This window comes from Streptomyces sp. NBC_00525, from assembly GCF_036346595.1.
Lineage (GTDB): Bacteria > Actinomycetota > Actinomycetes > Streptomycetales > Streptomycetaceae > Streptomyces.
Genome location: NZ_CP107834.1, coordinates 4,932,157 through 4,946,223, shown reverse-complemented (window position 1 = coordinate 4,946,223; position 14,067 = coordinate 4,932,157). Strand labels below are relative to the sequence as shown.

Annotated in this window: 13 protein-coding genes; 5 read left to right on the top strand and 8 right to left on the bottom strand. The window is 71.3% G+C overall.

Features of this window, described 5'->3' with window-relative positions; genetic code table 11:
* The first annotated feature begins 208 nt into the window (after positions 1-208).
* The 5 genes from OG710_RS22140 (at position 209) to OG710_RS22120 (ending at position 3,969) form a co-directional block, all read left to right on the top strand.
* Entirely contained in the window at positions 209-409 is a 201-nt protein-coding gene (locus OG710_RS22140; RefSeq protein WP_330240871.1) for a hypothetical protein, read from the top strand.
* Positions 410-489: 80 nt separating this feature from the next.
* Entirely contained in the window at positions 490-1,053 is a 564-nt protein-coding gene (locus tag OG710_RS22135; protein WP_330240870.1) for a MauE/DoxX family redox-associated membrane protein, read from the top strand.
* Between the two features lie 63 nt (positions 1,054-1,116).
* Positions 1,117-1,650, top strand: a complete 534-nt coding sequence (locus OG710_RS22130; RefSeq protein WP_330240869.1) for a TlpA family protein disulfide reductase — start codon at positions 1,117-1,119, stop codon at positions 1,648-1,650.
* 11 nt (positions 1,651-1,661) lie between these two features.
* Positions 1,662-3,527, top strand: a complete 1,866-nt coding sequence (locus OG710_RS22125) for an ABC transporter ATP-binding protein (RefSeq protein WP_330240868.1) — start codon at positions 1,662-1,664, stop codon at positions 3,525-3,527.
* A gap of 10 nt (positions 3,528-3,537) precedes the next feature.
* The gene (locus OG710_RS22120; RefSeq protein WP_330240867.1) at positions 3,538-3,969 is read left to right on the top strand and encodes a S26 family signal peptidase; all 432 of its coding nucleotides are present in this window, start codon (positions 3,538-3,540) and stop codon (positions 3,967-3,969) included.
* Positions 3,970-3,991: 22 nt separating this feature from the next.
* On the opposite strand, the gene OG710_RS22115 is transcribed toward OG710_RS22120, so the two are convergent.
* From OG710_RS22115 to OG710_RS22080, 8 genes are all read right to left on the bottom strand, one after another.
* The gene (locus OG710_RS22115; RefSeq protein ID WP_330240866.1) at positions 3,992-5,386 is read right to left on the bottom strand and encodes a hypothetical protein; all 1,395 of its coding nucleotides are present in this window, start codon (positions 5,384-5,386) and stop codon (positions 3,992-3,994) included.
* A gap of 60 nt (positions 5,387-5,446) precedes the next feature.
* Positions 5,447-6,892: a GH1 family beta-glucosidase gene (locus tag OG710_RS22110; protein WP_330240865.1), complete on the bottom strand. Its 1,446-nt coding sequence runs from the start codon at positions 6,890-6,892 to the stop codon at positions 5,447-5,449.
* A 48-nt stretch (positions 6,893-6,940) separates the two neighbouring features.
* A complete protein-coding gene (locus OG710_RS22105) occupies positions 6,941-7,948 on the bottom strand; it encodes an ABC transporter ATP-binding protein (protein ID WP_330240864.1) in 1,008 nt (335 codons plus the stop codon).
* The gene (locus OG710_RS22100) at positions 7,945-8,955 is read right to left on the bottom strand and encodes an ABC transporter permease (protein WP_330240863.1); all 1,011 of its coding nucleotides are present in this window, start codon (positions 8,953-8,955) and stop codon (positions 7,945-7,947) included. The genes OG710_RS22105 and OG710_RS22100 overlap by 4 nt, the downstream gene beginning before the upstream one ends.
* A 3-nt stretch (positions 8,956-8,958) precedes the next feature.
* On the bottom strand, positions 8,959-9,939 hold the full coding sequence (locus OG710_RS22095; protein ID WP_330240862.1) for an ABC transporter permease: 981 nt from the start codon (positions 9,937-9,939) through the stop codon (positions 8,959-8,961).
* Complete coding sequence (locus OG710_RS22090; protein WP_330240861.1) at positions 9,936-10,991, bottom strand: ABC transporter ATP-binding protein; 1,056 nt, start codon at positions 10,989-10,991, stop codon at positions 9,936-9,938. The genes OG710_RS22095 and OG710_RS22090 overlap by 4 nt, the downstream gene beginning before the upstream one ends.
* A 24-nt stretch (positions 10,992-11,015) precedes the next feature.
* Positions 11,016-12,692, bottom strand: a complete 1,677-nt coding sequence (locus tag OG710_RS22085; RefSeq protein WP_330240860.1) for an ABC transporter substrate-binding protein — start codon at positions 12,690-12,692, stop codon at positions 11,016-11,018.
* Between the two features lie 133 nt (positions 12,693-12,825).
* Positions 12,826-13,806, bottom strand: a complete 981-nt coding sequence (locus tag OG710_RS22080) for a LacI family DNA-binding transcriptional regulator (RefSeq protein ID WP_330240859.1) — start codon at positions 13,804-13,806, stop codon at positions 12,826-12,828.
* Between the last annotated feature and the right edge of the window lie 261 nt (positions 13,807-14,067).

The following is a 14,067-nucleotide window of genomic DNA, read 5'->3' as shown; positions in this document are numbered from 1 at the left end:
CACCCCTTTCCCTTTTTTCGCTTTCTTAAGAATAAAAACAAGCCATACTACCGACCATATTCAGCCATCGGAATTCGGAGTTCCATTTCCTTAAATCGGAGATCATCGTTGGTCTAGACAATCGCTTGAGCCATTGGGTAGGTTCCCGTCACGAGATCTCAACCGCTGAATCAACCAACGCATCCGCTCCACTTCCCTGGAGGAATCAATGGTTCAGGCAATTCTCGACATGGCGGACCGCACGCTCTCCCGCCTGCTCCGTGAGGAGACCGCCGAGGCGTACTGCCAGTGCCCCGCCGGAACCTCCACCTACTGTTCCGGCGAGACCCTCGTGACGAAGTTCTGCTGCTCCTGGAACTGCGCCGCGAAGCCCACCTGCACGTACACCTACATCTACGGCGGCTGCTGAGCCATATCGCCCCGTAAAACCGCATTCCCGCCGTCGACGGGCGGCGGCGGGAATGCGGGCAGCCGATTCCGGGAGAGCCCATGAACGCCCTGACCGAGCACCTCCGACTCATCTGCTGCCTGGTGGCCTCACTGGTCCTCGGCGCCTCCGCCCTGGGCAAGGCGCGCGCCCCCCGGGAGTTCGCGGACGCCGTGCTGCGCATGAGGGTGGTCCCGGCCCGGACGGTCGGGGCGGTCGCGGTCGGCATGCCCCTCCTGGAGGCCGTGCTCGCCGTGGCCGTATGGATTCCACCGCTTGCCACCTGGGCCTTCGCCGCCGCGACCGGGCTGACCGTCGCCTTCACGGCGGCCCTGGCATCGGTGATCGCGCGCGGCATCGACACCTCCTGCTCCTGCTTCGGGGTCTCCGCAGCCCCGGTCGGCCCGGCCCACCTCGTGCGGAACGCGGCCCTCCTCGTCGCGGTCGGCGCCGGCTTCGCCGCCACCCTGCTGCACGATTCCGGGACGGCGCTCTTCCCCGCGTTTCCCGAGGCGCTCCTCGGATTGTTCGTGGCCATCTGCACCAGCGCGCTCATCATCGCGACCGATGTGCTCTCCGAGGTGTTCTCCGGACCTCGCGCGGCGAATACACACCCCACTCATTAATCACCATCCATTTATTACCGAACACTTCTCGTCCAGTGCGCGCCGAATCGAGGTCCCCTCATCATGCTTGTCGCCGCTGTCGTCATCATCGGCTGTCTTTCCCTCTTCAATCTTCTGCTCACTCTGGCCGTCGCACGCCGCTCCTCGCAATCCACGACGAGCGACATCGAACCTCCGGCGAACCGGCTCCCCGACGGTGCCCCGCTGCCCGAATTCACGGCGGAAACCGTGGAACACGGGACGATCGGCCGGGCCGATATCCGGGGCGAGGCCGTCGTCGGCTTCTTCTCCACGAGCTGCCGTCCCTGCCGCGACCAGGCACCCGATTTCGTAAAAGCGGTGCAGGGTATTCCGGGTGGCCGGGAGCAGGTGCTCGCCTTCGTCAAGGGCGGCGGTCCGGTCGAGAAGGAGCTGGTCGAGCTGCTCGCGCCGGTCGCCCGCGTGGTGACCGAGCCGGCCGGTGAATCCGGGGCGTCGCAGGAGGCGTTCGGCATCGTCCGCTGGCCCAGCTATCTGAACGTGGACGCGGACGGCCGCATCACCGGCCGCGAGTCGGTGTACTCCCTCGCGGTGCCGACGACCCCGTCGTCCCGGTGAGCGTCCCCCCGATGGGCGATCCCCCGGTGGGCGGGAAGGGGGCCGGTCCGCGTGGCGAGGGCCTCCAGGCGCTGCGGTCGGCGGGTGCCGCCGTCGCCCTCGCCTGGCGGGCCGACCCGCGGACCATCGCCGGTTTCGCGGCGACCAGCGTCGTCGCCGGGCTGCTGCCGATGGTGGTGGCCCTGATGGTGCGGGAGCTGTTCGACGGGATCGCCCAGCAGGCGTCCGCGGACGAGCTGACCCGGATCACGCTCTACCTGATCGCCGCGAGCCTCGGACTCGCCGTCGTGCCCGCGTTCGGCGAGTATCTGCGCGGCCAGAACAGCCGGGCCATCCGCATCCGCGTCCAGGACGAGCTGTTCGACGGCGTCAACCGGCTGCCCGGCCTGCGCCACTTCGAGGACCCGGCCTTCCAGGACGAGCTGCGCCTCGCCCAGCAGGCCGGCGGGACCGCGCCGGACCTGCTGATCGGGTCCGCCGTCAACAGCCTCCAGGCCCTGGTGACCCTGGCCGGGTTCCTCGCCACGGTGTTCGTGCTGAACCCGGTGCTCGGCGTGGTCACGGTCGTGATGGCCCTCCCCCTGTTCCACACCCAGCTCCAGGCCGGGAAGCGACGGGCGCGGGTCCTCCAGGACAACATGCCGCGCAACCGGCGCCAGATGTTCTACGGCAGCCTCCTCTCGGACACCGACGCGGTGAAGGAGATCCGCCTCTTCGGCCTCCAGGACTTCTTCCGCGACCGGGCCGGCCAGGAGCTGCGGACCGCGTCCGCCGCCGAGAGCCGCACGGACCTGCTCAACCTGATGCGCCGGCTGCCGCCGCTGCTGCTCGGCGTCGCGGTGTACGGGGCGGGGCTGCTGTGGGCGGTGCGCGCGGTCCGGTCGGGCACGCTGACCATCGGTGACGTGTCGATGTTCCTGGCCGCCACGGCCGGGATGCAGTCCGGCGTGGCGCAGCTGGCCACCACCGGCAGCGCCGCCTACCAGGCGTCGATCACCTTCGGGTTCTTCCTGCGGCTCAAGCGTGTCGAGCCGGACCTGCCGCGCCCGGCCGCGGAGCGCGCGCTGCCGCCGCTGTCCCGCGGCATCGAGCTGCGCGACGTCTGGTTCCGGTACAACGACGCCTCGCCCTGGGTGCTCCAGGGCGTGGACCTGACCATCCCGGCCGGCGCCGCGACCGCGCTCGTCGGGCTGAACGGGGCCGGCAAGAGCACCCTGGTGAAGCTGCTGTGCCGGCTGTACGACCCGACGCGGGGCACGATCCTGTGGGACGGGCAGGACATCCGGGAGATCGCCCCGGAGACACTGCGCCGGCGGGTCGGCGTGGTCTTCCAGGACTACTGCCGCTACGACCTGACGGCGTCCGAGAACATCGGTCTGGGCCAGGTGGACCGGATGGCCGACGAGGAGCGGATCACCGGCGCCGCGAAGGCCGCCGGCATCCATGCCCGGATCGGCCGCCTGGGCGCCGGCTACCGCACGCTGCTGAGCCGTATCTTCGTCCCCGAGACGGAGCAGGGCCTCGCCGGCCAGTCGCTGTCCGGCGGCGAGTGGCAGCGGGTCGCGGTCGCCCGTGCGTTCATGCGCGGGGACGCCGACCTGATGATCCTGGACGAGCCGAGCGCCGGTCTGGACGCGGCGGCCGAGAAGCAGCTCCACGACTCCCTGCGGGAGCTGCGCCGGAACGCGACGAGCGTGATGATCTCGCACCGGCTCAGCTCGGTGCGCGGGGCGGACCGGATCGTCGTGCTCACATCCGGCCGGATCGCCGAACAGGGCACCCACGACGAGCTGATGCTGCTGGGCGGCGCGTACGCGGACCTGTTCACACTCCAGGCGGACGGCTACCAGATGGACGTACCGGCGGGCCGGGGCTGAGGAGGACGTGATGGTGGCGGTGCTGGGTGCGGGGGCGGGACTCGTCGCCCTGCTGGTCCTGCTGCGGCTGACCGTGTCGGTGCTGCTGGTGTCCGGGCCGAGCATGACGCCGGCCCTGCGCCACGGGCAGCGGGTGCTGTTCGTCCGGCGCGGGCTGGTCCGGCCGCGTGCGGGGCGGATCGTGGTGCTGCGTCCGCCGCCGGGCCCCGCGGGCCGCCCGCTGCTGGTGAAGCGGGTGGTGGCGCTGGGCGGCGATCCGGTCCCGCCGGAGGTCCGCGAGGCGACGGGCGCGGCGCCGGACGCGGTGGTGCCGCCCGGCCGACTGATGGTGCTGGGCGACAATCCGCCGTTCAGCACGGACTCCCGGCTGTGGGGCGCGCTGCCGGTGTCGGACGTGGTGGGCGTGGTCCTGGAGGGGACGCGGCTGCGGGGCCGGGGCTGAGGGGGGTACGCCCCCGCCGGGGCTAGAAGCCGCCCCCGAAGTCACCGCCGCCGCCGAAGCCCCCGCCATCCCCGAAGCCCCCGCCGTCCCCGAAACCGCCTCCGTCCCCGAAGCCGCCGTCGAAGCCCGACGGGTCGTAGTCGGCGCCGGAGAAGTCGCCGCCGCCGTACTCCGCCGCGTACGCCGGGGTGGCCAGCACCGAGCCGAGCATCGTGCCGACCAGGAGCATGGGCAGCAGGCCGCCCGCGAAGTAGCCGCCCGCCCAGGGGCCGTAGGCCGGGCCCGCCTCCCAGTACGGGCGGCGGGTGCCGTCGCCCGCGTCCACGGTCCGGCTCATCGGCGCCTCGCCCTCGCGCAGCCGCACCTCGTCCGCCGCGCACACCGGGACCTCGCGGGCGCTGCCGCCCGCCGGGCTCCAGCGGACGTCCGCGACCGAGGGCCCGTGGCGCGGGTCGAAGAAGCAGGGCGGGCGCCGGGCCGGGGGCTCGCGGCCGGTGCGGCGGGCGTCGAGCACCGCGAGCGAGTAGCGCCCCTCCTCCAGGGCGGCGGTCACCCCACGCACGTCCGAGGGGTGTTCGGCCCGCGCCATCCGGGTCTTGGCGCTCTCGTAGGAGTCGAGGGCGCGTTCGTAGTCGGCGCGCATCGTGTCGTCTGCGCCGGGCTCCGCCGGATGGAAGTCGAGCCGCTCCAGGGTCTCCCCGTACGCGGTGATGTCCTCGTCCACGACGACCCGCAGCTTCTCCAGCGCGGCCCGCTCCTCCGCCCGCCTGCGCCCGCGCCTGCGGCGGACGACGGTGTACGCGGCGGCCCCGCCGAGGACGACGACGGCCCCGGTCACGGCGAGACCCACCGCGGCCGGGACGCCGCCGGGCTCGGAGTGGTCACCGCCGCTCCAGGAGGCGGGGGCGCTGCCCCGAGCCTGTTCGACGGCCCGGTCCACGAAGGCGTTGAGCTGGGTCGCCGCGTCGGTGTCCGCGCCGGGCGTCTGCACGGCGGCGGTGAGGTTGATGACCGCGTTCCGGGACATGACCTGCGGGTCGGCACCCGCGCTGAAGGCGTCGCCGAGGCGGATGGCGTAGACACCGGTGATCCCGGTCTCGGTGCGCAGGGTGCGCAGGACACTGTCCTTCGGGAAGGCGGCGGTGTCCGGCAGCACGGCCACGAAGACCGGCTTGTCCGCGTTCTCGATCTTCCTGCCGAGCGCGGCCGCCTGGCCCGGTGAGAGCTGGTCGGATGCGGCCGGGTCCACGTAGACGGGCCCCTGGCGCAGGGCGCGGGCCACGTCCTCGACGGTGGAGGCGCCGGGCGCGGCAGGGGTGGCGGCCGGGGCCAGGAAGAGCGCGAGGGCGGACAGGGCCATCAGCAGCCCCGCCAGGAACGCCGGGGCCGCACGGGTGTGGAACGGCCGGTTCCGCATACGTCCACGCTAACGGCACCGCCACCCCGGCGCACACGCGTACGGCTCAGGCTTCGCGGCTCAGGTTCGTGGCCGGGGCTTCGCGGGTGAGGCCTCGCGGGTGAGGCGGATGGTGTCGCGGTACCACTTGGCGCTGTCCTTGAGCGTGCGCTCCTGCGTCTCGTAGTCGACGCGGACGATGCCGAACCGCTTGTCGTAGCCGTAGGACCACTCGAAGTTGTCGAGCAGCGACCAGGCGAAGTAGCCCCGGACGTCGGCGCCCCGCGCGCGGGCGGCGGCGACGGCGTCGATGTGGTCGGCGAGGTACGTGGTGCGGTCGGCGTCGTGGACCGCGCCGTCCTCGGCGACGGTGTCGTCGAAGGCGGCGCCGTTCTCCGTGACGACGGTGGGCAGTCCGTAGTCGTGCTCCAGGCGGACGAGCAGGTCGGTGAGTTCGGTGGGGGTGATCTCCCAGTCCATGTCGGTGCGCGGCAGGTCGCGCTCCACCTGGCGGGTGACGGGCAGCCCGTCCGCGTCGGTGGCGGCGCCGTCCTCGGTGACGCCGGAGAACAGCGCGCCCCGGTAGAAGTTGACCCCCAGCACGTCCAGCGGCGTCGAGATCGCGGCCAGGTCGCCGTCCTGGACGGGCAGTTCGATGCCCTGGGCGGCGAGGTCGGCGACGACGTCCTCGGGGTAGGCGCCCTTGACGACCGGGTCCAGGTAGAGCCGGGCGCCGAGCCCGTCCGCGCGGCGGCACGCCTCGGCGTCCTCATGGCTGTCCGTCTCCGGGGTCGCGGTACCCAGGTTGAGGGTGAGGCCCAGCTCCAGCGCGTCGCCCCGTGCGGCGGCCCGCTCGCGCAGCCGGCGCGCGGCGAGGCCGTGGCCCAGGAGCAGGTGGTGGACGGCGTGGATCGCCTCGCCGAAGTCCTGCCGGCCGGGGGCCTGGTTGCCGTAGGCGTAGCCGAGCATCGCCGAGCACCAGGGCTCGTTGAGCGTCGTCCAGTGGGCGATCCGGTCGCCGAGGGCGTCGTGGGCGAGGGCGGCGTAGTCGGCGAAGCGGTACGCGGTGTCGCGGACCGGCCAGCCGCCGGCGTCCTCCAGCTCCTGCGGCAGGTCCCAGTGGTAGAGGGTGACCCAGGGGGTGACGCCCGCCGCCTCCAGTTCGTCGAGCAGCCGCTTGTAGAAGTCCAGGCCCTTGGCGTTGGCCGGGCCCCGGCCGCCCGGCTGGACGCGCGGCCAGGCCAGCGAGAAGCGGTACGTGTCGACGCCGAGGTCCGCGATCAGCCGTACGTCCTCGGGCATACGGTGGTAGTGGTCGCACGCCACGTCCCCGTTCTCACCGCGCACGACCATGCCCGGCACCCGGCAGTAGGTGTCCCAGATGGACGGCGTTCTGCCGTCCTCGGCCGCCGCGCCCTCGATCTGGTACGCGGCGGTGGCGACGCCCCAGCGGAAGCCGGCGGGCAGTCCGGGCACGGGCCGGGCGGCGATCTCGCGGGCGTACGCCCGGCGGGTGACGGGGTTCATGGTTCTCCTGTCGTGTGCGTTGCTCGTCGGACCGGGTGTGCGTGGGCGCTACGCGCGGGCGCCGGCCGGGACCTCGTGGTGGAGCCAGCAGGCCACCGTGCGGGAGTTGTCCTCGTCCGGCGCGGCGAGCACCGGGACATGGCTGTCGCAGCCCGCGGTCCGCCGGGCGCAGCGCGGGTGGAAGGCGCAGCCGGCGGGCATCGCCGTCAGGTGCGGGGGCGAGCCGGGGATGCCGCTGAGCTCGCGGCGCGGGCCGTGCAGCGCCGGGAAGGAGTGCAGCAGTCCGGCGCTGTACGGGTGGCGGGGGTCGCGGTAGAGGTCGGCGGCGCCGGCCTCCTCGACGATCCTGCCGCCGTACATGATCGCGATCCGGTCGGAGAACTCGATCAGCAGCGAGATGTCGTGGGTGATGAAGACGACGGAGAAGCCCAGTTCCTCGCGGAGCCGGATGAGCTGGCGCAGGATCTGGCGCTGCATGACGACGTCGAGCGCGGTGGTCGGCTCGTCCATGATGACGATCTCGGGTTCCAGGGCGAGCGCCATCGCGATCATGACGCGCTGGCGCATGCCGCCGGAGAGCTGGTGCGGGTAGGCGCCGAGTCGGTCCGGGGAGATGCCGACGAGGCCGAGGAGTTCGCGGGCGCGGGCGGTGCGGTCGGCCTTGCGCATCTCGGGGCGGTGGGCGCGGAGGACGTCGGTGAGCTGGCTGTGGACCGTGTGCACGGGGTTCAGCGAGTTCATCGCGCCCTGGAAGACGATGGACAGCTCCTGCCAGCGGAAGGCGCGCAGTTCGGCCGCGGTCATGGCGAGCAGGTCGAGGCGGTCGCCGTCTCGCCGGTGGTAGTGGACGTCGCCACCGGTGATGACGCCGGGCGGGGAGAGGAGCCGGGTGACCGCGTAGGCCAGGGTGGACTTGCCGGAGCCGGATTCACCGGCCAGGCCCAGTACCTCGCTGCGGTGCAGGGTGAGGTCGATGCCGCGCAGGGCGTGCACGGCGTCGGCGCCGGTCCCGTAGTCCACGTCGAGGCCGCTGATGGTGAGGACGGGCTCGCTCATGGGCGGGTCTCCTTGTGCGGTGCGGGGCGCGTACCGGTATCGGTATCCGTGCCGGTACCGGTGCGGGCGACCGGGGTGAAGCCGACGCGCATCCTGACCGTGCGGGAGCCTCCGGTCTCGGTGCGCAGGCGCGGGTTGACGAACTCGTCGATGCCGAAGTTGATGAGCGCGAGGGACATGCCGAGCAGGGCGATGCAGAGCCCGGCCGGGACGTACCACCACCAGGCGCCCAGGGCGAAGGCCTGGTTGGACTGCGCCCAGAACAGGACGGTCCCCCAGTTCCAGTTGGAGATGTCGGCGACGCCGATGAAGGCGAGGGTGATCTCGGAGAGGATCGCGAAGATGACCGTGCCGACGAAGCCGGAGGCGATGACGGCGGTGAGGTTGGGCATCACCTCGAAGAGGATGATCCGCCAGGTGGGTTCGCCGGTGGCGCGGGCTGCCTCCACGTAGTCGCGGCGGCGCAGCGACAGCGTCTGGGCGCGCAGCACGCGGGCGCCCCAGGCCCAGGAGGTGAGGGCGATGACGGCGGCGATCAGCAGGTCGCCGGTGTCGCTGACGAAACTGGCGATGATGATGATCAGCGGCAGTCCGGGGATGACCAGGAAGACGTTGGACAGCAGCGACAGCGCCTCGTCGGCCGCGCCGCCGAGGAACCCCGCGGTGACGCCGACGAGCACGGACAGGATCGTGGCGAGGATGCCGGCGACGAACCCGACGAGGAGGACGCCCCGAGCGCCGACGAGGATCTGCGAGAGCACGTCCTGGCCGATGTGCGTGGTGCCCAGCCAGTGCGAGGCGGAGGGCGGCTGAAGCAGCTCCCGGCTCATCGCGTCGGGGTCGTACGGGGCGATCCACGGGCCGATGATCGCGATCAGCACGAAGAACAGCAGGATGCACAGCCCGACGACGGTCTTGCGCCCGCGCAGGAAGCGGAACCTGCGCCGGCTCGCGGCCGGGGCCGCGGCGGCGTCGAGCACGGCGGCCTCGGTGGCGTTGACGGCCATCCGCTACGCCTCCCTTCGGGTGCGGGGGTCGAGGAGCATGTAGAGGATGTCGGCGAGGAGGTTCGCCACCAGCACGGAGAGCGTGATGATGAGGAAGACGCCCTGCATGAGGGGGTAGTCCTTGGCGCCGACGGCCTTGAGCAGCTGGAAGCCGATGCCGGGGTAGCTGAACACCATCTCGACCAGCAGCGTGCCGCCGACGATGAGGCCGAGCGAGAGGGCGAAGCCGGAGATGTTGGGCAGGATCGCGTTGCGTGCCGCGTAGCCGAACATCACCCGGCGCTCGGAGAGGCCCTTGGCCTGGGCGACCATGACGTAGTCCTCGCTGGAGACCGTCACCATCATGTTGCGCATGCCGAGAATCCAGCCGGCCACGGCGCTGAGGACGATCGTGACGCCCGGCAGCACCCCGTGGTAGAGCGCGCTGGAGACGAACGGCCAGTCGAAGGCCGGGATCAGGGAGTCGTCGTACCCGCCCTCGAAGGGGAAGAGCGGCCACTTGACCGCGAACAGCGAGATCGCGATGAGCCCGAGCCAGAAGTACGGGATGGACGAGATGAACGTGGTGACGGGCAGCAGGCCGTCCATCCAGGAGCCGCGCCGCCAGCCGGCGAGGACGCCGATGCCGGTGCCGAGCACGAAGCTGATGAGTGTGGTGATGCCGACGAGCGCGACGGTCCAGGGCAGGGCCTGGCCGATGACCTCGCCGACCGGGGTCGGGAAGAAGGTGAACGACATGCCGAGGTCGCCGTGGAGCAGGTGGGACCAGTAGTCGGTGTACTGCTCCCAGAGCGACTGCTTCTTGTCGAGGCCGAAGAGGGCCTCCAGGGAGGCGACGGCGCTGGTGTCGAGCTGGCCCTGGTAGCGGGCGAGGAGTGCCTGGACGGGGTCGCCGGGCATCAGGCGCGGGATGAGGAAGTTGATGGTGATCGCGGCCCAGGCGGTGACCAGGTAGAAGGCGAGCCGCTGGAGGAGGTACTTCACTTCGCGGCCTCCTTCTCGTGGGCGGCGGCGCCGGTGCCGTTCTCGTACAGCCAGCAGGCGGCCCACTGGCCGTCGGCGAGGTCGAAGCGCGGCGGGAGTTCGGTGCGGCAGCGCTCCATCGCCCGGGGGCAGCGGGGGTGGAAGCGGCAGCCGGCCGGCGGGTCGATGAGCGAGGGGGGCTCGCCGCCGGCCCCGTCCTCCGGTTCCTCGCCGGTGTCCGCCCGGTCGGGGTGGGGCGCGGAGGCGATGAGGAGCTGGGTGTAGGGGTGGGCGGGGCGCTGGGTGACGGTCTCGCTGTCGCCGCCCTCGACGACCCGGCCGGCGTACATCACCAGCGTGGTGTCCGCGAAGTAGCGGGCGGAGGCGATGTCGTGGGTGATGTAGAGGATGGCGAGGCGGAGCCGGTCCTTGAGGTCCCCCAGCAGGTTGAGCACCCCGAGCCGGATGGACACGTCCAGCATGGAGACGGGCTCGTCGGCGAGCAGGACCCGGGGGTCGGCGCCGAGCGCGCGGGCGATGGCCACGCGCTGGCGCTGACCGCCCGACAGCTCGTGCGGGAACTTGTCCAGGTACTGATGAGGAGGGGTCAGCTGGACGCGGTTCAGCAGAGCGGTCAGGTTCTCCTCCAGCTCCGCCTCGCCGCTGCCGGCCCGGCCGTGGATCTTCAGTGACCGGGTCAGGTGGTAGCGCACGGTGTGCACGGGGTTCAGCGAGGCGAACGGGTCCTGGAAGATGAGCTGGACCCGGCGTACGTACCTGCGGAAGGACCGGCCACCTCCGGCCTTCACCGGCTTCCCGCCGAGCCGGATCTCGCCCGAGGTGAGCGGATACAGCTGCGCGAGCAGCCGGGCGACGGTGGACTTCCCGGAGCCCGACTCCCCCACCAGGGCCGTGACGGTGCCGCGCCGCAGTTCCAGCGAGACGTCGTCGACGGCGTGGACGCTGCGGCGCCTGCCCGCGAGAAGGTCGCGGCCGGTGCGCCGTACGGCGAAGTGCTTGGTGACTCCGCGTGCTTCGAGCACGATGTGGTTGTTCTCTGGCTGCTCGGACATGGCCGGTTCCCGGAATCCCTGGTCCTACTTGGCGGGCTTGAGGTTGAGGACGACTTCCAGCGAGGAGGGCTGGGTGTGCTGGGGGTCCGCGTACGGGTCGTCCTCGGTGGGCCAGCCCACCCAGTTCTTCGTGGAGTACTCCGCCCCGATGGGCGCGGCGGCGGTCGGGATCATCGGCGCCTGCTCGACCATGATCTTCTGCAGGGTGTTCATCGCCGTGGTGCGGGCGGTGTCCGTGGTGGCCCGGGCGAAGTCCTTGAGCGCTTCGGTGGCCTCGGTGCTCTTGAAGCGGCCGTAGTTGCCGGACTGGGACGCCTTGCCGATGGGCTGGAGCAGGGCCCCGTCCATGATGTTCTGGTACATGTCGTACGGGGTGGCGCCGCTGTTGGTCCAGTGCAGGGTGGCGTCGAAGTTGCCGTTGGCGACGTCGGTGCCCCACGCCTCGGCGGTCTGGGTCTTGACCTCGGCCTCGATGCCGATCTTCTTGATGTTGTCCTTGATGATCGCCAGGCCGGTGATGTAGTCGTTCCAGCCGGCCGGGTCGGTGAAGGTGAGCTTCACCGGCTTGCCGCCCGGGTCCTTGAGGACGCCGCCGCTGAGCGTGAACCCGGCCTTCTCCAGGACCTTCTTGGCGCCCTCGACGTCCGGCTCGGTGGTGGCGTTCTTGTACTCGGGGGCGATGAACGACTCGCCCGCGGGCAGCGGGATGCCGGTGGGGTTGGTGATCTCGGGGTAGAGGGTGGCCTCGGCCTGGACGTAGATGGCGTTGCGGTCCACGACCATCGCCATGGCCCGGCGCAGCGCCGGGTTGTCGAACGGCTTGCGGGTGGTGTTGAACCACAGGCCGTGGATGCCGAGGCCGGAGGGGAACCACAGCTTGTGGTTCTCGGGGTCCTTGGCGATGAACAGCTTCTTGTAGTCCGGCATGAAGACGAAGGACCACTCCAGCTTGCCGCTCGCCAGCGCGGTGGTGGCGGCGCTGTTGTCGTTGTACGTGGTGTAGCGCAGCTCCTTGACCTTGGTCGAGCCCTTCCAGTAGTCGGGCGTCGCGGTCAGGGTGGTGGTCTGCGGGGTGAAGGTCTTCAGCTTGTACGGGCCGGAGCCGACGGGGGTGCGGTTGGGCCAGGTCTCGGGGTTCTCGACCTTCTGCCAGATGTGCTTGGGCACGATGAACTGCTGGATGATCTTGTTCTGGTTGACGTACTGCGATTCGTCGAAGCTCAGGACGACCTGCTTGCCCCGGACCTCGATGTCGCCGTACGCGATGCCGTTGCCGTTGAGGGCGGGGTGCTTCTTGAGCAGTTCGAAGGTGAACGCCACGTCCTCGGCGGTGACCGGTTTGCCGTCGGCCCACTTGGCGCGCGCGTCGAGGGTGAAGGTGACCTGGTGGAAGTTGCGGTCCCACTTCCAGTCGGTCGCCAGCCACGGGTCGGCCTTGTCGGCGGGCCGGATCTGGCTCGTCATCGCCAGCGGCTCGTAGATCATGTGGCGGTAGCCGAGGGTCGCGCCCGCCGAGGTGTTGAGGAACGGGTTGCTGTTGTCGGTCTGCGGGCCGTCCGGCTTGCCCAGGGTGAGGACGCCGGAGGCGCCGGCCGCGCCGTTCTTGTCGCGGTCGGAGTTGGCGGAGGAACAGCCTGCGGCGAGGGCGACCACCGCGGTGGCGAGCGCGGCGGCTCTGAGCGTGTGACGGCGTGCGGACATAGCGACTCCAGGTGGGAACCGGCGGGTCTGGAAGATCCGGAAACGGGCAGCGCAGCGCTCGGCGCGCCGGGAACGGGGGTGACGGCGTTGCGGGTGGTGCGTTTACGGGTGCGGTGGCGGGCCCGGGGAGCCCCTACCGCCAGGGCGCCGAGTGGCGCACGACCAGTTCGGTGGGCAGCACGACCGGGGCGTCGGGCGCGGGCGTGCCGCCGAGATGCGCGAGGAGCATCCGTGCCGCCGTCTCACCCATCCGCCGGGTGGGCTGGCGCACGGTGGTCAGGGGCGGTTCGGTGTGTTCGGCCATCGGGATGTCGTCGAAGCCGACGACCGCGATGTCACCGGGCACGGACTTCCCGGCGGCGCGCAGCGCCCGCAGCACACCGGCCGCGGTGATGTCGTTGTGGGCGAAGACCGAGTCGAACTCGGTGCCGGCCGCGAGGAGTTCCTCCACGGCGAGCCGGCCGCAGCGCTCGGTGAAGTCGCCCCGGACGACGAGGTCGGTGGGCAGGACCGAGACGAACCCGGCCAGCCGGTCGCGTACGCAGCCGAAGCCCTCGGGGCCGGTGATGACGACGGGCCGGGTGCGTCCGGCATCCCGCAGATGGCGGGCGGCCGACGCGCCCCCTTCGTGGTTGGTGGTCACGACGGAGGGGAACTCGGGGTGGTGGCCGCGATCGTCGATCAGCACGATCGGCAGGCCGTCGCGGTGCAGTTCGGTGAGGTGGTCCAGGGTGTTCTCGGGTTCCACCACGACCAGTCCGTCGAAGGCCCGCGCCGACACCTGGCTGGTGAAGCGCTGGACGGACTCGGCCCCCCGGTTGCAGGTGAACAGCAGCAGCCCGTAGTCGGCGGCCTCGACGGTGTCGACGACGCCCTGGAGCACCTCGCCCATCCAGGGCCAGGTCAGCGAGGGCACCAGCATGCCGACGGTGCGGCTGCTGCCGCGGGCCAGGCCCACGGCGCCCGAGCTGGGTACGTAGCCGAGCTGCGCGATCACCGCGCGGACGCGGGCGGCCGTGGCACCGTCCACCTCGCCCTTGGTGTTGATGACCCGGGACACGGTCGTCTTGCTGACGCCGGCCTCGCGGGCGACGTCGGCGATGGTGACACGCATCGGGGCCTCCAGGGCACGGCGGGGCGGTGGGAGCGGCCTGCGGTGGAACCGGTACCGCAACCGGTTCCGGAACCGGTACCGGCGTTGGTGGCGTGAGTTAACCCCGCTCGAACAACGCCGTCAATACTTCACGCCGAGATTGGTCCGTACCCATCCGGCAACGGGGAGAGGACGACCCTTGGCTTCAACTCCTGAACGTACAAACCCTTGACGCGGTCCGCCGCATCCCGTTCACTCGTTGCCCGTACGGGGCCGTGCACG